The sequence below is a fragment of the Lawsonia intracellularis PHE/MN1-00 genome (assembly GCF_000055945.1).
GTDB lineage: Bacteria > Desulfobacterota > Desulfovibrionia > Desulfovibrionales > Desulfovibrionaceae > Bilophila > Bilophila intracellularis.
Genome location: NC_008011.1, coordinates 802,410 through 821,183, shown reverse-complemented (window position 1 = coordinate 821,183; position 18,774 = coordinate 802,410). Strand labels below are relative to the sequence as shown.

Annotated in this window: 13 protein-coding genes; 3 read left to right on the top strand and 10 right to left on the bottom strand. The window is 33.3% G+C overall.

Annotated elements, in window-relative coordinates; all coding sequences use genetic code 11:
- Positions 1-192: 192 nt before the first annotated feature.
- Positions 193-735 carry a ferritin-like domain-containing protein gene (locus LI_RS03615; protein ID WP_011526743.1) on the top strand — a complete coding sequence of 181 codons (543 nt, stop codon included), beginning with the start codon at positions 193-195 and terminating at the stop codon, positions 733-735.
- Here the strand turns inward: LI_RS03615 and LI_RS03610 are convergent.
- The 6 genes from LI_RS03610 to topA form a co-directional block, all read right to left on the bottom strand.
- Positions 732-1,271, bottom strand: a complete 540-nt coding sequence (locus LI_RS03610) for a shikimate kinase (RefSeq protein WP_011526742.1) — start codon at positions 1,269-1,271, stop codon at positions 732-734. The genes LI_RS03615 and LI_RS03610 overlap by 4 nt on opposite strands.
- Positions 1,272-1,686: 415 nt before the next feature.
- The gene (locus tag LI_RS03605; RefSeq protein WP_015353760.1) at positions 1,687-2,757 is read right to left on the bottom strand and encodes a DUF814 domain-containing protein; all 1,071 of its coding nucleotides are present in this window, start codon (positions 2,755-2,757) and stop codon (positions 1,687-1,689) included.
- Positions 2,758-2,852: 95 nt separating this feature from the next.
- Entirely contained in the window at positions 2,853-4,235 is a 1,383-nt protein-coding gene (gene argH / locus LI_RS03600) for an argininosuccinate lyase (RefSeq protein ID WP_011526740.1), read from the bottom strand.
- A gap of 87 nt (positions 4,236-4,322) precedes the next feature.
- Complete coding sequence (locus tag LI_RS03595; RefSeq protein ID WP_011526739.1) at positions 4,323-5,516, bottom strand: argininosuccinate synthase; 1,194 nt, start codon at positions 5,514-5,516, stop codon at positions 4,323-4,325.
- 63 nt (positions 5,517-5,579) lie between these two features.
- On the bottom strand, positions 5,580-6,206 hold the full coding sequence (locus LI_RS03590) for an MBL fold metallo-hydrolase (protein WP_011526738.1): 627 nt from the start codon (positions 6,204-6,206) through the stop codon (positions 5,580-5,582).
- A 99-nt stretch (positions 6,207-6,305) separates the two neighbouring features.
- Positions 6,306-8,570, bottom strand: a complete 2,265-nt coding sequence (gene topA / locus LI_RS03585) for a type I DNA topoisomerase (protein WP_011526737.1) — start codon at positions 8,568-8,570, stop codon at positions 6,306-6,308.
- Positions 8,571-8,685: 115 nt separating this feature from the next.
- Between topA and LI_RS03580 the strand changes: the two genes are divergently transcribed.
- Complete coding sequence (locus tag LI_RS03580) at positions 8,686-9,498, top strand: M48 family metallopeptidase (protein ID WP_011526736.1); 813 nt, start codon at positions 8,686-8,688, stop codon at positions 9,496-9,498.
- Positions 9,499-9,541: 43 nt separating this feature from the next.
- Positions 9,542-10,357, top strand: a complete 816-nt coding sequence (locus LI_RS03575; protein ID WP_011526735.1) for a DNA adenine methylase — start codon at positions 9,542-9,544, stop codon at positions 10,355-10,357.
- Between the two features lie 40 nt (positions 10,358-10,397).
- Here the strand turns inward: LI_RS03575 and LI_RS03570 are convergent, their stop codons facing one another.
- The 4 genes from LI_RS03570 to LI_RS03555 form a co-directional block, all read right to left on the bottom strand.
- On the bottom strand, positions 10,398-12,116 hold the full coding sequence (locus LI_RS03570; RefSeq protein WP_011526734.1) for an FAD-dependent oxidoreductase: 1,719 nt from the start codon (positions 12,114-12,116) through the stop codon (positions 10,398-10,400).
- A 108-nt stretch (positions 12,117-12,224) separates the two neighbouring features.
- Positions 12,225-15,116 carry an insulinase family protein gene (locus tag LI_RS03565; protein WP_011526733.1) on the bottom strand — a complete coding sequence of 964 codons (2,892 nt, stop codon included), beginning with the start codon at positions 15,114-15,116 and terminating at the stop codon, positions 12,225-12,227.
- A gap of 160 nt (positions 15,117-15,276) precedes the next feature.
- Entirely contained in the window at positions 15,277-15,663 is a 387-nt protein-coding gene (locus LI_RS03560; RefSeq protein ID WP_015353759.1) for a hypothetical protein, read from the bottom strand.
- A 326-nt stretch (positions 15,664-15,989) separates the two neighbouring features.
- Positions 15,990-18,545 carry an autotransporter outer membrane beta-barrel domain-containing protein gene (locus LI_RS03555; RefSeq protein WP_011526732.1) on the bottom strand — a complete coding sequence of 852 codons (2,556 nt, stop codon included), beginning with the start codon at positions 18,543-18,545 and terminating at the stop codon, positions 15,990-15,992.
- Positions 18,546-18,774 lie beyond the last annotated feature (229 nt).

The window sequence follows — 18,774 nt, the reverse complement described above, 5'->3', positions numbered from 1 at the left end:
TATAGAAAGAGTAAACATCCTCCATTTTAATATAACTGTATTTAATTTAAGATTGTTGTGATTAAATACGTTATATATAATAGATGGATGATAGTAATCTTTAATTTAATTTGTAGATTATTTAAAATAACTTTTTATTGTATCTGTATCATTTTTAGCCTGTTATACTAAATATACTATGGAGTAAACGGAATGGCAAAGAAAACAATTAAAGAACAACGTATTTCAAAGGTAATTGATGCATTAAATTATGCAAGAAGTATGGAGTTACATGCTATTAGTCAATATATGAATCAGCATTATAATCTTGATAATTCTGATTATGGCCAGTTTGCCTCAAATGTTAAATTAATTGCAATTGACGAAATGAGGCATGCAGAAATGTTTGCAGAGCGTATAAAAGAACTTGATGGTGAACCAACATCTGATCTTGCTGAGAAGGTAACTAAGGGGCAAAAAGTTAGAATAGTTTTTTCTTATGATACAGATCTTGAGACAAAAACAATTGATGAGTACAATAGGCTTCTTAATATCTGTAGAGAAAATGGTGATTCTATTAGTGCAAAGCTTTTTGAAAATATTCTTGAAGAAGAACAGTCACATTTAAATTACTTTTCAAATACAGATGGTCATATTAAAACTCTTGGAGATACATATCTTTCAAAAATTGCTGGAACAAAATTAATAGAAATACCTTCTAAAGGTTTTGTAAGTGAAGAGTCTAAAGCAAGTTAGTTAGTTTTTACTTGTGAATTATAGAATAAGTTAAGAAGGATGTTTATAATTTTTTGAATAGGCTGATTGTCATTTATTATGTGTGTTGACCAGTAACTATATAGTGTGTCCCTTTCATAAAAAAATGCTTCAAAGTTATTAGTAGTGATAGATGGACTTATTAACATATCTTTTCTTTTAAGTTGGTTAAGATATGGAAGAATTTTTAAAAATGGAGTATAGATATATACAACAGGGCCAATGTGTTGTAGATACTGCATAGTTTCCATTTTATAACTACAAGTATTTCCTGTAAAAATAATGGTTCGTTTTATATTGAGGGAAGAGATAATGTTACTTTCTATAGTAAGAAATGATTCATTTTTATTATTATAAATAATGTCTTTAATTGCCATCCCATAATATGCTTCTATAATGTGATTTGTATTTAAGTAGGCCCAATTAATATATTGAGCAAATAATTTCCCAATAAAATCTTTTTTAAAGTCTGATATCCCAATAAAACTTATACATGTTGGCGTGATACTATACTTCATTTACAATCACTAATAAGACTTAATTTTTAAAGTAATAATAGTTTATTTTTTATAATTTTTGATTGAATGTATAATTACATTAATTCTTAGCAGTGCATAAGTTTTTGGTTAATTGTCTTATCCTATATGGTTTGTTATTATGTTATCTATTGTTATAATTTTTAAAAGGGTTATTTAAGATAATTATTTAGTTATTTTTAGTAGTTAATCATAGTTTTATTAGGTAAGATAAAGAATCATCTTAAATTATCTCTTATTTCCCCTTATTATTATTATTATTATTATTATTGACTTTTAAAGATTAAATTAGTGGTCTAACTTAAGTTAGATTATCCATCTGATATTATGTAATTATTTCAATATGAGTTAAGAATATTGTTGTAGTTAATGAGATAAGAAACAATAAGATTTTTCATTAAGATACTGCAGTTGCTATTGATGGATGAAATTCATTTTTTATAGCTTGTTTAACATCTTCAAATTGAAAACATTCTTTTGTGAATAGTCCTGTTCGTGATGGGATTACGGTTAGACATATACTTTCAGTTTGAGATGTTAGTTGTAGTTCTATAGGCATTTCTTTTTTTATAGCTACTTGGGAGTAGGATGCAACAAGACTTGCAGCTTCATAAAGGATTTTTGAATCCCATAAGGTTGTATTTCTTGCTAGTCCAGTTGGTCCAGGAATGTCTTTAAGAGTTATAAGAGTATCATTTTGGGAAGCTAAAACTTCAAGTTTTTGATTATCTTCTTTGTTTCTACCAATAATAAGCCAATAATTATTATACCAATACTGCCTTCCAACATTGGCAAGGTTGAAGTCTTGAACTGTTGGGTTCTTTAACTTAGTAAGTACTAACCAATAGCGTCTGGCATTTTCTTTCTCAGCAAGTTTACAGCCACCAGCAGGTGTAGGTATTTCTTGTATACCCATAGAATTAGCTAACTGTAGTTGTTCTTTTCTACCTCTACCAAAAAAAGCAAGTAATTTTGTGCGATCTACAAGTCCAGAGTGCTCTGGATCTGTTGGTGATAAGTGTTGAGCACAAAGTGGGCGTAAAAGTATATTTTGTATATTTACACGGTTTGATATAAGGTTTAGTGCTTCTTTTCGTTGGGACATAGGCCTCTGGCCAATGACTTCTCCTGAAATAATAAACGAAGCACCTAATTCTAGCATACGATTATATGCTATATTCATCATAAGCATTTTACAGTCTATACAGGGATTAAGTACTTTCCCAAAACCATACCTTGGTCGTTGCTGTAACATCTCTATATACTTTTCACTGATATCTATAGTTTCAATTGTAAGATTATATAATGATTCCCAGTGTTGCACTTTGTTTGGTTTGCCAAAGAAAGGGGAAATCATATGGAGACAACGTACGTTTAACCCTTGTTCCATAATAAGCTTTGTAGCAAGAAGACTATCAAGTCCACCTGAAAGTAATGCAACAGCATGAATAGAGTTTGATGTTCTCATAGTTGTAAATTGTAGTTAAAAGTTATTTTTAAAGTAATTTAGTTATTATAGGGTGTTGAGTTTTTATAAGTCAAAAATACTTTTCATGATACTATCTATTGTGTCAACCAAGATTTGAGTTTTTCTATTTGTTTTTCTATAGAATGATAACCAGTACCTCCAGTACTTTTTCTTCGTTCTATAGAAACATGGTAGTCAAGAACATGAAAAACATCTGATTCGATTTTATCACATATTGATTGAAAATCCTGAAGAGATAATTCTTCTAATGGAATTTTTTGTTGTTCAGCTAATGCAACAATTGATCCAGTTGTATGATGAGCTTCTCTAAATGAGAGTCCTTTAGTTACTAAGTAATCTGCTAATTCTGTTGCATTAAGGTATCCATCCGAAAGGGCACTAGCCATTTTGTTTTTATTAAATGTAATTGCTGCAAGCATATCTGCCATAATGGAAAGTGATGACTGTATTGTTGTATTTGTATCAAAGAAAGGCTCTTTATCTTCTTGAAGATCACGGTTATATGTTAGAGGCAATGCCTTAAGGATAGTAAGCATATTGTATAATGCACCATAGACTCTTCCAACTTTTCCTCTCATAATTTCTGCTACATCAGGATTTTTTTTCTGAGGCATAATGGATGAACCTGTTGCATATGCATCAGGAAGTTGGACAAAACCAAATGCTGGATTTGACCAAATAATAAGTTCTTCACAGAATCTAGAAAGGTGCATCATAATAACACTTGCACAAAAGAGAGCTTCAATAACAAAATCACGATCAGAGACAGCATCCATGCTATTATCAAATACACCATACATATGGAGTTCGTTTGCTATAAAGAAGGGGTCAATGTTGTAGGTAGTACCTGAAAGCGCTGCTGCACCTAGTGGCGAAACTCTTACACGTTGATTACATTCATATACACGTTGAACATCACGTTTAAACATCCATGCATAAGCAAGTAAGTGTTGTGCTAGGCTCACAGGTTGAGCAGGTTGAAGATGAGTAAAACCAGGAAGGATAGTATCTTTGTATTCTTCTGCTTTTGCAACAAAAATTCCTATGAGTTCAAGGAGTTGTCTTTTCCAGAGACTAATATTATCAGAAACAAAGAGTCTGAAGTCAAGAGCAACTTGATCATTTCGGCTTCTACCTGTGTGTAATTTTTCTCCCACAGTCCCAATAAGATCTGTAAGTCTGCTTTCGATGTTCATATGGACATCTTCTAGTTCAATCTTCCAGGGAAAGGTATCTGTTTCAATTTCTTTTTGAATAGAGTCTAAGCCATTGAGTAATAGTAGTACTTCTTCAGAGGTGAGAATACCTTGACGGCCTAGCATGGAAGCATGCGCTTTTGAACCAGCAATATCTTGAGCATACATCTTTTTATCATAAGAAATAGACTGGGTATATTGTTCCACAGGACTAGCTGTCTTTTCATGGAATCTGCCTCCCCAAAGTTTTTTTTTAGGCATATGTCTTTCCCTTCAATTCTAACTTAACGATAGGAATAGAGATAATTATCTTATTATAATTATTATAATAAGGTTATGAGAGTTTCATTAACTTTTTTGATAACCACGGATACGTAAGCTTTTAAGTTTAATAAAACCTGTTGCATCATTGTGATTATATGAAGTGTCTTCTTCAAAGGTTGCAAGTTGGGAGCTATAAAGACTATTAGAAGATTTTCTGCCTATAGGATAAGCCATACCCTTATAAAGTTTTAGTTTAACTGTGCCAGTCACACGTTCTTGTGCTTTATCCATGAATGCTTGTATGGCTTCACGCTCTGGGGAGAACCAAAATCCATTATATATAGCATCTGCATATGAAGGAATAAGTTGATTACGAGTAAGAAGAGTCATGTGATCAAGGGTAATACCTTCAAGATCTTGGTGTGCTATATGGATAATTGTCCCTCCAGGAGTCTCATATACACCACGTGATTTTATCCCTAAAAAGCGACTTTCTACCATGTCAATTCGTCCAATACCATGTCTTCCCGCAATGTCATTTAATGTAAACATAATATCAGCAGGGATCATTTGTTGACCATTAATAGCAATAGGGTCTCCTTTTTCAAAATCAATTGTAATATATTCTGGAGAATCAGGCGTATGTTCAATAGGGACTGTCATTGTATATGATTCAATGTGAGGTTCTTCCCAAGGGTTTTCTAATTCACTTCCTTCAATGCTACAGTGAAGCATATTTTGATCTTTACTGTAACGTTTATGAGAAGTAGATATAGGGATATTATGCTTTTCTGCAAAAGTAGTTAATGCAGTTCGAGATATTAAATCCCATTCACGCCACGGAGCAATAACGTGAATATCTGGTGCAAGTGCTGCGGCTGCAAGTTCAAATCGAACTTGATCGTTTCCTTTTCCTGTAGCTCCATGGGCAATTGCATCAGCTTCTTCTGCTCTAGCAATATCAATAAGAAGTTTTGTAATTAAGGGTCTAGCAATAGCAGTCCCAAGGAGATATCGTCCTTCATAGATAGCACTTGCTCTTAGCATGGGGAAAATAAAATTTTTAGCAAATTCATTCCGAAGATCTACAACATATGCTTTGCTAGCACCTGTTACTATTGCTTTTTCTTCAATGTCATGAAAATTTTCATTTTGACCAAGATCGGCAGTTACAGCAATGACCTCACAGTTATAAGTAGCAATAAGCCATTTTAATATAACAGATGTATCTAGTCCTCCAGAGTAGGCTAAAACAACTTTTTTTATTCTATTAGACACAACAGTTTTCCTTATTGTAATTGTAGATAGGTAGTATCTATATTAATTAGCAAAATAAAATAGTTAGATGTAGGGATTATTTGTTAATTCTTCTTCTATTGAAGTTTTAGGACCATGTCCAGGGTATACAATTGTATATTTAGGAAGTACAAAGATTTTTTTATGTAAAGATGTAAATAAATCATTTGTATTGCTACCAGGGAGATCAGTCCTTCCAACAGTGTGGTAGAACAATGTATCACCAGTAAAAAGAGTATTCATTTCTTTAAAATAGAGACATACTCCTCCTGGGGTGTGACCTGGTGTATTAATAACCTCACATGAAAATGTATTAAATGTGTGTAGACCTTCTGTCAAATCTTCATGTTGAAAAATTTCTATTTTTGGACAAGCTAGTTTTCCTATTCCTCCTTTTGCCTGAGTTTTTAATAAGAAATCATCTTTTGTGGATGCAAATACTGGTACATTTGTTTGTTTATGAAGCATTGCTGTACTAAAAATATGGTCATAGTGAAGGTGTGTACACAATATAGCCTGGATAGATAACTTATTTTGTGTAATAAATGTAGTTATTATAGAGAGATCCTCAGGAGAAGTTCCACCTGGATCAATAACAAGTGCATTTTTACCTTTTTGTATAATATAACAATTTGTTTCTAACATCCCTAATGGAATAGTAAAAATAGACATAAGGTGACTCCATCAGTTGAATTTAGGTATTTTTAAGATGAAGTAATAATAAGAAATACCATATAGAATAATATTCACTTAATAGCAGTGTAGGTTTCATTAGGTTTCTATATCGCTTTCTTCTAGTTCACAAGTATAGCGACAGTTTTTTTCTGGGCAAGCAAGATGTTTTCCTTTAGCTTTTGTAATTTTTTCGACTAAAATAGGAAAACTGCAAGTTGGACATGATTTTTGTATAGGCCAATTCCATATAGCATAATCACATGTTGGATATGTATTACAGGCATAGAATACTTTACCTTTTTTAGAACTTTTTTCTACTAACATTCCTTTACAGCCTTCACAAGGACAAGGCACATTAGTAGAAAAAGCTTCAGTATAATTACATTCAGGATATCCTGAACAGGCAATAAAACGACTTCCTGTACGTGCTTTTTTTAGTACAAGATCTTTATTACATTTTGGGCAAATACCTATTTTTTGCAGTTCAGGTTGGACCTTTTCTTGAAGATGAATTTGTCCTTTATCATCTCGTAGATAGTTAGAGGTAAATTTACATTGTGGATACCCAGAACATGCTAAGAACTGTCCAGACTTACCAAATTTTATGACAAGAGGTTTTTTGCAATCAGGACAATTAATATCAGTTTCTAAACCAGTTTTGACCTGACTCATAGCTTTTGTGGCTTCTTCTAATGTGGGATTAAAAGTTTCACTGAAATTTTGGAGTAGTTCCACCCAATCTTGTTTCCCCTCAGCTACTTTATCAAGGAGTTCTTCCATATGGGCAGTAAATGTTACATCCATAAGATTTTTGAAATAGTCCTGTAATAACATACAAACAACACGGCCTAAATCTGTAGCTATAAAGTGTTTATCTTCAAGACGTACATAATCTCGATCTTGCAAGGTGGAAATAATAGATGCATATGTTGATGGGCGACCTATGCCAAGTTCTTCTAACTCTCGGACTAAGGATGCTTCGGTAAACTGTGGTGGTGGTTGGGTGAATTTTTGTTCCTTTATAAGGGAATGTAGCTTTAGTATTTCTCCTTTATGTAGCACGGGTAAGTTAGTATCTTCTTCCTCTTTTGTGTTGGGAAACGCAGCTAAAAATCCAGGAAATAGAAGACGTTCTCCTTTTGTTCTCCACTGAGAGTTTTCACAATTTATAGTAATTATTGTATCATGGAATTGAGCTACAGACATTTGTGATGCAATAAATCGTGACCAGATAAGACGATAAATTTGATATTGATCTGGTGCAAGATAAGGTTTCACATCTTCAGGAAGGATTGTAACATCAATTGGTCTAATAGCTTCATGGGCATCTTGAATTCCAGCTTTTCCTTTGAAGTTTCTACCATTACCACCTTTAGCTAAATATTCCTTCCCAAATTTTTGTTCTATGAGTGTTGCTGCAGCAAGTTTAGCTTCATTAGCAATTCGAACAGAGTCCGTACGCATATAAGTAATAAGAGCGGTTGTTCCTTTATCCCCTAACTCTAATCCTTCGTAGAGACGTTGAGCAATATTCATAGTTCTTTTTGCTGTATAACCTAAACGTTGATTAGCTGCTTGCTGAAGTGTAGAAGTTATAAAAGGAGGTTTTGGTGAACGTTGACGTTCTTTTTCTTCTATTGAGTCAACAATAAATGGTTTATCCTTTATTTGTTGTTCAAGTGCAGCAGCAGTTACTGCATCAGGAATAATAGGTTTTTTGTTATTAACTTTCCAAAGTTCTACTTTAAAAGGGGGAGGGTTAGAACCTTCAAGATTTGCTTTGAATAACCAGTACTCTTCAGGAATAAAAGTATAACGTTCTTCATCCCGTTCTACAATAAGCCTTAGTGCTACTGACTGTACTCTCCCAGCAGATATGCCTTGTTTTACTTTTTTCCACAATAATGGAGATATCTTATATCCTACTAGGCGATCAAGAATACGTCTTGCTTGTTGAGCGTCAAAAAGATTTTTATTAAGTTTTTGTGGATGACTTAATGCTTCTTGAACAGCTTTAGATGTAATTTCATTAAATTGAATTCGTTGTATATTACTATTTTTATCTTTTATAAGTTCTGCAACATGCCAAGCAATGGCTTCACCTTCACGATCTGGATCTGGTGCAAGATAAACAGTATCTACTTTTGCTGCTGTTTCACGAAGTCCTTGGACAATTTTTTCTTTTCCAGGGATTATTTCATAGTGAGGAGAAAAGTTTTTACTTTCATCGACACCAATATTTTTTTTAGGTAGGTCACGGATATGTCCAACGCTTGATTGAACTACATAGCCAGAACCAAGAAATTTTTTGATAGTTTTGACTTTAGCAGGAGACTCAACAATAATGAGATTTTTGCCCATAAAAACGTTCCTCAAAAAAGTCTAATAAAAAGTTTACTATATCCACAAATAGCATTATGTTAGTTTTTAATAAGGTCAAGCTAATAATCTTTAACCATACCATATGGGAAAGAGTATGATTCATTCTATAATACTACAAGGTCTTTTTTTTATAACAGCTATTTTAATAACAGGATGTGCAATAACTCCATATACAGAAAGAAGCCAGCTTCTCCTTATACCCACTTGTGTCGAAGAGATTTTAGGTTCAGAATTAACATCTTCTCTTTTAGAGAAAGAAAAAATAGAAAAAGATTCAAAATTTTCAAAGAAAGTTAATGAAATAGGTAAGCGGATTGCTGCAGTTTTGCCTAAATCAGAGTATGAATGGCGTTTTTATACTATTGATGATGATACTGTTAATGCTTTTGCTGTGCCTGGTGGTTCAGTTTTTGTTTATAGAGGGATTTTACAAGTTGCCAAAACAGAAGAACAACTAGCTGCTATCATGGGACATGAAATTACTCATGTTATTTTGAGGCATGGTTCAGAACGTATGAGTCAGGCTCTCCTTTTGCAAATTGGTGGAGAGGTTGGTGCAGCAACTATTGATAAATATGGAAAATCATCTTATGCAGAGATATTTAGACAAGTGTATGGTACAGCATCAACTGTTGGAATTTTATTACCATATAGTCGTGAGCATGAATATGAAGCAGATCATGTAGGAATTCTTTTAATGGCAGATGCTGGCTATGACCCACAAGAGTCTATTCAGTTATGGAAAAATTTTTCTTTATTAGATAAAAAGTCTATACCCGAATTTTTAAGTACGCATCCAGTGAATGAGAATCGAATTTTGGCATTAGAAAAAATTATGCCAGAAGCTATAATACGTTTTGAAAAATCCGGAGGAAAACCTGGTCCAACTCCTCTGGGGAAACTATAAGTCTCTCTCTGTTTTTATATTAATTTTTTATAAGAAAATTTGTATGCAGTTAGTGAAGCCTTTTCTCAAATGGCCAGGAGGGAAATTTAGATTACTTGATCGTATATTATATCATCTTCCTCAAGGAGAGCGTCTTATAGAACCTTTTGTTGGTTCAGGTGCTGTATTTTTAAATGCTTCATTTAAAGAATTTTGTATATATGATAGCAGTCCTGACTTAATAGGGCTATTTCAAGTATTACAACAAGAAGGCGAATTTTTTATAAAAATATGTCAAACTTTTTTTACTACTCGGTATAATAATGCTAACACTTATTATACATTAAGAACTATTTTTAATCATTCTATACATCCATTTGAAAGAGCAGTTTTATTTTTATACCTTAATAGACATTCTTTCAATGGGTTAGTTCGTTATAACTCCATGGGATTATTTAATGTACCATTTGGGAGATATAATAACCCTTATTTTCCTAAAAAAGAAATGGAAGCTTTTTTAAAGAAGATGAAAGAAACATCTATTACTTTTGCTGTATGTGATTTTAGGGATGCTTTTAAAAATCTTTATCCTGGAGATGTTGTTTATTGCGATCCTCCATATTTACCACTTTCAAATACATCAAATTTTACTACATACTCTGGAACAGTTTTCAGTTATGATGATCAAAAAGATTTGGCTAATCTTGCTTATAAAGCTTCGGAGCAAGGCATCCCTGTTGTATTAAGTAATCATGATACACCAGTGACAAGAGAACTGTATTCTATGGCAAAGATAGATTGTTTTAGCGTACAGCGTTTTATAAGTTGTAATGGGAAAGATAGAAGAGCAGCTCCAGAATTAATGGCCATATTTACATAAGATTGAAATTATTAGTATGATGAGTAGGTAAGAGGTGAGACTATAATTCTTCTCCTCGCTTTTTAATTGCATACATCCCACCAAGAACATCTATTGTGTTTGTTATGCCTTTCCCTCGCAAGTATGACATTGTTTCATATGCTCTTAGGCCAGTATTACAAATTAATGCAATTGGCTGAGTTTTAGGAAGTTCTGAAAGATATGATGAAATTTCTTCAAAAGGAATAGTATGCCATTCATTAGGATATTTTTCTTTAAGTTCTTTTGAGGCAGTTGTAGGTCTTGTGTCTACAAAGAAGATAGTATTATTTTTTCTATCATTCCACATGGTTGTGAATGTTTTTGAGGTAACAGATTCTAGCTGACCAGAAAGTATATTATCTGCTACATTTGCAACAACATTAATAGGATCCATAGCTGAAGAAAATGGTGGAGCATAGGACATTTCAGCATTAGAAATATCATCTATTGTAGGATGACCATATTGTAATAGCATAGTTATAGCATCAATGCGTGCTTTAACAACATCTGAAGCACTACATATACCTTGAATGCCAAGAACTCTACGGTTTGAACAATCTACGATAAGCTCTAAAGAGATTATACTATGTTCAGGGTATGATTGTGATCTATCTGCTTGCTCAATACTAGCTGAGATGGCATCAAATCCTAGGGATTTTGCTTTTTCAAGTGTGAGTCCAGCACCACAAGCAGATAAAGTAAAAAGTTTGATACACCAGTTCCCTACTGCACCTGGAAATGTATCACTACCTCCAGCAAGGTTAGTTCCAATAATACGGCCTTGTCGATTAGCTAAAGAGCCAAGAGTGAACCAACTATGTTCTCCAGTAATAGGATTAGGTACAGCTACACAGTCGCCTCCTGCATAAATATTTGGATCTGAGGTTTGCATGTATGGGTTAACAAGTATAGCTCCTGTCTTAGGATCAAGGGCAAGTCCTGCTTCTTGGGCTAGTGTTGTTTCAGGTAAAAAACCTGTTGCAAAGATAACAAGATCAGTTTCAATTTTTCTTTTATCTGTAATAAGATAATTAACGGAATCATTTTTACCTTTGAATTGTAATACTTGCTCAGAGGTAAAAATTTCTACATTATTTTTTGTAAGATCATGACAAAGCATATCAGCAAAGTCAGGTGAGACATAGCCTGGCATAACTTGTGGCTTAACCTCAATAATAGAGGTCTTTATTTTCCATTTTCCTGCAAGGGAAACTGCCATTTCTAATCCAATAAAACCACCACCAATGATAACAGCATGTTTAATTTTTTTTGATGCACATAATGTTTGGATATGTTGAGCAGAGTCAAGGCTAGTATTACTAATAGTTACAATATGTTTTAGATGTTGTCCTTTAATGGTTGGAAGCTTAGGTTTGCTTCCTGTTGTAAGAACTAACTTATCATACGAAACTGTGTATTCTTTATTTGTAAGAAGATGCTTTAAAAGTACAATTTGTTGTTTTCGATCAATGGATATTGCTTGTGTCCTATTGTATGTCGTAATCCCTTTTTGTTGGAAGTATTCAGGTGTTCTTAATACACCATAGGCAGTAGAACGTAGTGAATCTATAGAATTTATTTCTCCAGAGATATAGTATGGAATTCCACAAGCACCAAATGAAATATATTCATTTTTATCTACCATAAGTATTTCTGTTGTAGGTTCAAGACGTCTCAAGCGACTAGCAGCTTTGGGCCCAGCAGCAATAGCACCAATGATAATCACACGCTTAGACATCTTGTCCTCCTTTTATATGGAATTACAGTGTAAATTAATACTTTTTTTACTATACCTCTTCCTTTTACATAAAATTTTTAACTTTTTAACCAAAGTTATACCTATTTTTTATAATAATTGATGAATAACCCAATTATTTTGTTGTGCAATATCAGTGGCTGCAGAGCCACCAAGGATACATACAGAGCCAGTTTTTGCTACTTCTGCCATTACTTCAGCAAACTCTGTAAATTGTTTTTTTGTTGTACTTAGAATTTCTTCACGCATATGTTGACGTATCTCATCTTGATCATCAGTAAGATACCTTGTAAGTGAAGCCATACCCTTAGCATCAGGAAGCATATAACTATCTAAGTCTCCAATTGCACCAACAATAGCTCGTGTTAATTCTCTATCTGTTAACTGAAGATTTTTAAGATAATTGGCGGACTGATCAAATGCTTTAATTGTTCTTTCTACATTAGGATCTCTATATGATACTTGTGTGAGAGAACCATTCATTCGATCCAATGTACAGAAGACACCATAGGCTCCGCCTTGGACACGGACTTGATCCCAAAGCCAAGCCATTCGTAAATGGCGTGTAATAACATGTGCAGAACCATTCCATTTATACCCTAACTCATAGATATTACAACCTTTTCCAACATAATTGACTTGTGATGGTACTTGAAGAATTTCTCCTATAAGAGGTTTCTTGGTAGTGCGTAGTATAGGATTGTTTTCTACATATGGAAGCTTATATTCAATTTGATTAATAAGTGGTAATGTTTTTAATAAAAGAGTTTCACTAGCAGTAATGTTAAAGATGGTATGCTGCTTATTAATAATAATTTGTTGTAACTTGGTGAGATCTGTATGTATTGAATGCCAATCAGAATGAATGCGTTCTGTAAGATTACGTAATGCTTCTAAATACGAGACACCACCAATGTTTTCACTTATTTGTCCAGCAATACTATAGGGTGAGCGTAGTCTTGTTATAACAACATTATGTCCAGCAGGGATGAGGGCCTGTTCGATTCTTGCGCGTTCTTCTAATGCCATTTGTAGAAAGCGATCTTTGAGATCAAATTGTGTTTCTAAAAGTATTTCTTCAAGTATAGAAAAAAGATCTGTAATATGATCTTCTGTAGCTTTTCCACTTATACATAGTTTAGCTACAGGTAGTTGAGTTCCCCTAGTTGTAGTAATAAGTGGAGAGATATCAATTCCACCTGTTTTTGAGGCTAATAGTACTCCAAGTTCTACAAAAGAATGTTTGTGTGTACCTAACTCCGTTAAACAGCGACCAAAAAGAGGAACAAGATAGAGTAAGTCATCAGGAACAGCATCTAAAGAGAAGAGACATTCAACATAAACAATCCCTGAGGTATCAATTGGATGTTTTAAAATAGTAATTTGTTTGTCATTCTCAACTATGCAGGGAATGACAGCATTTTTAGGTGGTAAATCTTTTAATGTAAGGGATGGGATAGTTGCAAGTGCTTCAGGTGTATCCGGACATTGTTGGTTTTCTTGGAGAGTAATAGTATCTTTTATGAGTTGGTTTACTTCAAGTTCAGATAGACTATCCTTAATTTGTTTTAACTGTTTTTGTTCATCATTTTCACGTTGCTCTGCAAGTTTTGAATCTGGGATTAGAGTAACTATTGATTTATGTTTATTTTCTATAAACCATTTTCGGATAGCTTTCTCAAAAATTTTTTCTCCATTTGCATGACGTTGTTTAATATCTGATAATGGTTTTTCCCACCGTAATGGAATTAAGGGATCAGCGTCATAGAGCCATGTCCTAAGACTTCGCAACATAGCAGTTAAACCACGTGGGAATTTCCCAGAATTATTTTCTCTTAAGCTAAATTCTATGCTATTAATAGCAGCATCAATAATAGGCGTAGGAATATTGTTAGAGAGATCTTCTAGTGTTTGGAGAATCAATTTTTCTATTTTATGAGATGATTCTGGGTTAATGGAGCGTAATCCAACAGAAAAATAGGTTTGTTGAAGATCTTTTTCAAATCCAACACCTGTAACATCTTCTCCAAGACCAGATTCAATAAGCACTTTACGTAATGGAGAACCTGGTAATCCTAGGAGGATATGTTCAAGTATCTCAAGTAGTAAAATTTCATCAGCTTCTGTTGTAGGACATAAAAGCCAATTAAAAGTAATATGTCCTTTCTCAGATTGTTCGCCAGTAGCATAAGGGACTTTTAATACGTTTTCTTTTTGTAAGTAGGATTGTAGAGGGATAGTGCTGTCTATTTTTTTTTCTGTGAATTGTGACAGAATAGGTAGTAATCGCATAAGCCGCTCTTCTTCAGGGTCGTCTCCCCAGAAAAAGAACCGTGCATTTGATGGATGATAGTGAGAGCTATGAAACTCTATAAATTTTTCATATGTAAGTTGAGGTATAATTTTGGGATCTCCCCCTGAGTCAAGGCTATAGAGCATATTGGGGAAAAGAGATTGTTGTGATTTTTCCATAAGTATAGCATCAGGTGAAGAATATACACCTTTCATCTCGTTAAATACAACACCTTTGTATGTAAGAGGTTTTTTTGTATCTTCTATCTCTATATGCCATCCTTCTTGTTGAAAAATTGATTTAGTAATCAGGGGGAAAAAAACAGCATCTAAATATACATCTATGAGGTTATAAAAGTCTTGCAAATTTGCACTTGCAATAGGATAACAAGTTTTATCAGGGAATGTGAATGCGTTAAGAAAAGTTTGTAATGAACCTTTAAGTAGTTCTACAAATGGTTCTTTTATAGGATATTTTTTTGAACCACATAATACAGAATGTTCAAGAATATGAGCTACTCCTGTTGAATCATGAGGAGGTGTTCTAAATGTAACACCAAAACATTTATTCTCATCATTGTTAGAGATAGAAAGGATTTCAGCATTGGTACCATTATGTCGCCAATATTTAGCAATACCTGAAACTTCAGGAATTTTAACTTCACGAATAAGAGTATAATGTGTATTCACAACCTAGCTCCTTTTAATGATAAAAAATAAAATATAAACAACTTATGGGGATTCAAGGGGTAATAATATTATTATAGATAATAGAACTTTTATGGTATAGTATTCATTTATGTAATATTCTTATGGAAGGATAAATATCTATAGGAGTTAATAAGTACGATTATGCATTTGCAGCACGAAGTGTTTCTTCAATTATGTTAAGAGATGGTGTATCTTCTTTATCAATTCCTGTTAAAGCTCTTACTGCAACCATAAGCATTTCAAATTCAAGTATCATTTCTGTACGACCATTATTAAGTATACATTGATTTCCACAAAGTTTTACACGGTAAGCCCTAGTGCTTTTTTTACCTCCATCAATTGATACAATAGAATAAATATGTTCATTTGTATCTGTAACATAAAGATGTTGTCGTGTAAGTATATTTGTTTCTTCATCATACCAAGCACCACCTGCAAACTGTCTACCTAAAAAAGACATCTCTGTACCATTATCTAATCGTAATACAATATTTTTAAATGTATTTTGGAATAGTTCATTATCCATATCAGCTCTCCCTAACCTATAGTTATAGATTAGATATATGTTAGGTAGGTAACTACTATTTCTAATCTTTAGATATAATAGTGTCTATTAGCTTAGTTTGCAAGTTTTTTCAAGGAGTAAGAGAAAAAACGTAGAGATAATAATGTGATAAAGTTATTTAAGATTGTAGTATTTTAAATTAGTTATTGAAACATGAATTATTTTTTGTAAAATTTTATGATTACTGGTGATGGAATCAGAAAATTAAATTTATAGTTTTTTGAATAGATATAAAAGAGGCTTGTGAATAATTCCATAAGCCTCTTTATCATATCTAATTTTTACAGTTAGAATCTATAAGTAGCTCCTACCTGTCCACCAATACCTTTATCATTGCCAAGATCACCAAAAATATCAAGGTGAACTTCAAAGTTTTCTAGAAGTTGTGCACTAGCACCCAGTGTTCCTCTAAATGTACTAGTATCATTTTTATCTTTAAACTTCATATTAAGAACTTCGGATTTAGCTGCAAAGTCACCAGAGATGCCTTTAATCCAGTCAACACTAGCTTGAAGCTTTATTATTTTACTTCTTAAATCTAAATCATATTCTCCAGAGATACCTATAACGGTTGTAGTTAAGAATTCTTTATCTAAGATAGCAGTATCACCTTCTTGTGAGAGACTAAAGTGATGTTTAGATAATTGTTCAAAAATAACTTGTCCACGTGGGTTTATTTTAAACTCATCAATGCTCCATTTCCAACCAATTTCAATAGCTTCTGTTGGTACATTTTCTTTCCAGTTATAGGTTTCATCAAAGCCTGTACATTTTGTTTTTGTACGGTTAGTTGCAAACTGTCCGGATACTGTACCATAAAGGCCTGTGGCTTCATGCATAAGGCCAACATAGGCACCAACCAGCCCCATGTAGATATCATTAGTAGTTGAGTTTATGGTATTCCATTTATTTTTACCTGTAGCAAATCCAAATCCGAATCCATAAAGTGCTTTTAAGTTATAAAAATCACTTAACTTATGCATAAAATCATATCCTAAGCTTGCCATAATCCAAGGCATCTTAGCATCACCAATTGCTGCATCAAGCTTTTCATAACCACCTTGAACATTCATCCATAACCCATCTACACCATGATCTAATAATTTATTAGAGCGACGTTGTAGGCTCCAGATATGTTGTTGTCTTAACCAATTAGATGCTTCCCGTGCTGCTGAAAGTCCGTAGAAGTCTTCAGAACCTCTAAAGTTAGTTAGATACCATGTTTTATCTTGAGGATTAAAAATGATATCACTCCAAATTAGTCCTTTTGTGTTATGTTCCACAAATAGTTTAGAAGTACCAAAAACATCACTATTAGTAACTGCAATAGGGATAGGTTGTGTAATAATTTTCCCAAGAATTTCTGGAGAATGGCTAAGGTTAACTGTAAGTGGTCCATATATTGTTAACTGTGCTACCTCACCAGTAGGTTCTAAAAATCCAATGATAGGGGTCATCCTTTCTGGAGACATATTTACCGGAGTTATCACACCTGAATTTGCAATAATATGATTTGTGATTAGGGCTACTCCTCCAGTTCCATCAGCAGGAATAAATAGTTCACCACCTAACTGTAGATTGTTAGTTTGAAGTTCAAATACTTCATCTCTCATTCCCCAAAGAGTTTCAGCACCTTGGTGTATTGTAACTTGAGAAAGAGATGCAAAATCTTGGTTACCTATTGAATTTGTTGCTAATATAGTGGATATTTCTCCAGGAATGAAGTTTAATTCTGAATAGTCAGAACCTCCTGAAGTCAATACGCCAATTGTACCTCCTCTAACATTTACAGTAGTTCTTAATCCTGATCTATCGTAATATTCATTACCAGTGATTAAATTATTTATTGTTCCTTGAGATAGATTTAGCTCTGAAGTAAGTACAAGGCCACCTCGAATTACATTACCAAGTGTTAACTCTTGTATTTCTGTTCCAGATCCATCCATATTTACAATAAAATGTGGGATAACACCATTATTGCTTGCAAAAATATTTGCTATTCTGTTGTTGGGACCAATATTAAAAGTAACAGTGTTTGTTAAGTCAGGGTTAACAAAGTCGCTACTATTGCTAGCTGAAAGATAACCAATTGTTGAATTATCAACATTTATTGTTCCATTACCTCCTACAGCCATAGTTGTATCATAGTGTGAACCTAACATAACGGTTGCAATGTTAGAATTAGAAATATTTGTAGTTATATTTCCCTGAACAGCTACCAAAAAATTTCTATTGAGGACGTTAACAGGTATTACACCATTTGCGTAGCCTAGACCATAAAACTCTGGAGTTGTTACATTCTCTAGATTTATATTAATATCTCCACCTACAAGTTGATCCTCATTAGGTTGCTGTTGGGCGAAAAAGCGTACATCTACAGAGCCACCAAAAATTGGATCTACTGCAGTAACATTTCTAAGAGTCATAAAAATAGAGCCACCAATAGTTACAGGGGCAGCATTTGCCATACTACCACCAATAATACTATTCTGAGTATTTGTATTTTCAACAATAAGGACTATATCTCCATTTATGTTGGCTGGATTTCCATTACCATTTGCAAGGCTACCACCCACAACAAATTCTAGTGCATTTTGTCCAAACCCTTGAGTTGTAGAAATTGTAAGGTGAGTAGAAGCTATTGGGTTTGGACCTACAGCTGAGTCAGCACCACCAAAGTATGAGTCAGCTGGGACATTAACATCTTGTACTACTGTGGGGACACCATTAGCAAAGTGTTCAACAGCCTCAGCTAGTTGTGGTATTGATGTCATTATAAATATAGTTACTAGAGTTATTAAAAAAGACTTACATTGATTTTTTGAAATAGATAGGTATGCCATAACCTCTTCCTGTAAAAAATATTAAAATTAATAAATTACTACATCTAAATTTAACTAATGCCAAAACTAACTTAAATTACATAATTAAAAAATTTAAAATTTATTACATTGATGACTTCCTATAATTTACTTTTATAACTAAATTCTTTCAAAGAATATGTATAAAAGGTCCTAGTATAAAGCTAAACTTAAAAGTTATTAATAGTAATAATTAGTAGTAAGGTTAAAT

Coding starts and splice junctions, on each gene's coding strand:
- LI_RS03615 (WP_011526743.1), top strand. CDS start 193: ATGGCAAAGAAAACAATTAAAGAACAACGTATTTCAAAGGTAATTGAT.
- LI_RS03610 (WP_011526742.1), bottom strand. CDS start 1,271: ATGAAGTATAGTATCACGCCAACATGTATAAGTTTTATTGGGATATCA.
- LI_RS03605 (WP_015353760.1), bottom strand. CDS start 2,757: ATGAGAACATCAAACTCTATTCATGCTGTTGCATTACTTTCAGGTGGA.
- argH (WP_011526740.1), bottom strand. CDS start 4,235: ATGCCTAAAAAAAAACTTTGGGGAGGCAGATTCCATGAAAAGACAGCT.
- LI_RS03590 (WP_011526738.1), bottom strand. CDS start 6,206: ATGTCTATTTTTACTATTCCATTAGGGATGTTAGAAACAAATTGTTAT.
- topA (WP_011526737.1), bottom strand. CDS start 8,570: ATGGGCAAAAATCTCATTATTGTTGAGTCTCCTGCTAAAGTCAAAACT.
- LI_RS03580 (WP_011526736.1), top strand. CDS start 8,686: ATGATTCATTCTATAATACTACAAGGTCTTTTTTTTATAACAGCTATT.
- LI_RS03575 (WP_011526735.1), top strand. CDS start 9,542: ATGCAGTTAGTGAAGCCTTTTCTCAAATGGCCAGGAGGGAAATTTAGA.
- LI_RS03570 (WP_011526734.1), bottom strand. CDS start 12,116: ATGTCTAAGCGTGTGATTATCATTGGTGCTATTGCTGCTGGGCCCAAA.
- LI_RS03560 (WP_015353759.1), bottom strand. CDS start 15,663: ATGGATAATGAACTATTCCAAAATACATTTAAAAATATTGTATTACGA.
- LI_RS03555 (WP_011526732.1), bottom strand. CDS start 18,545: ATGGCATACCTATCTATTTCAAAAAATCAATGTAAGTCTTTTTTAATA.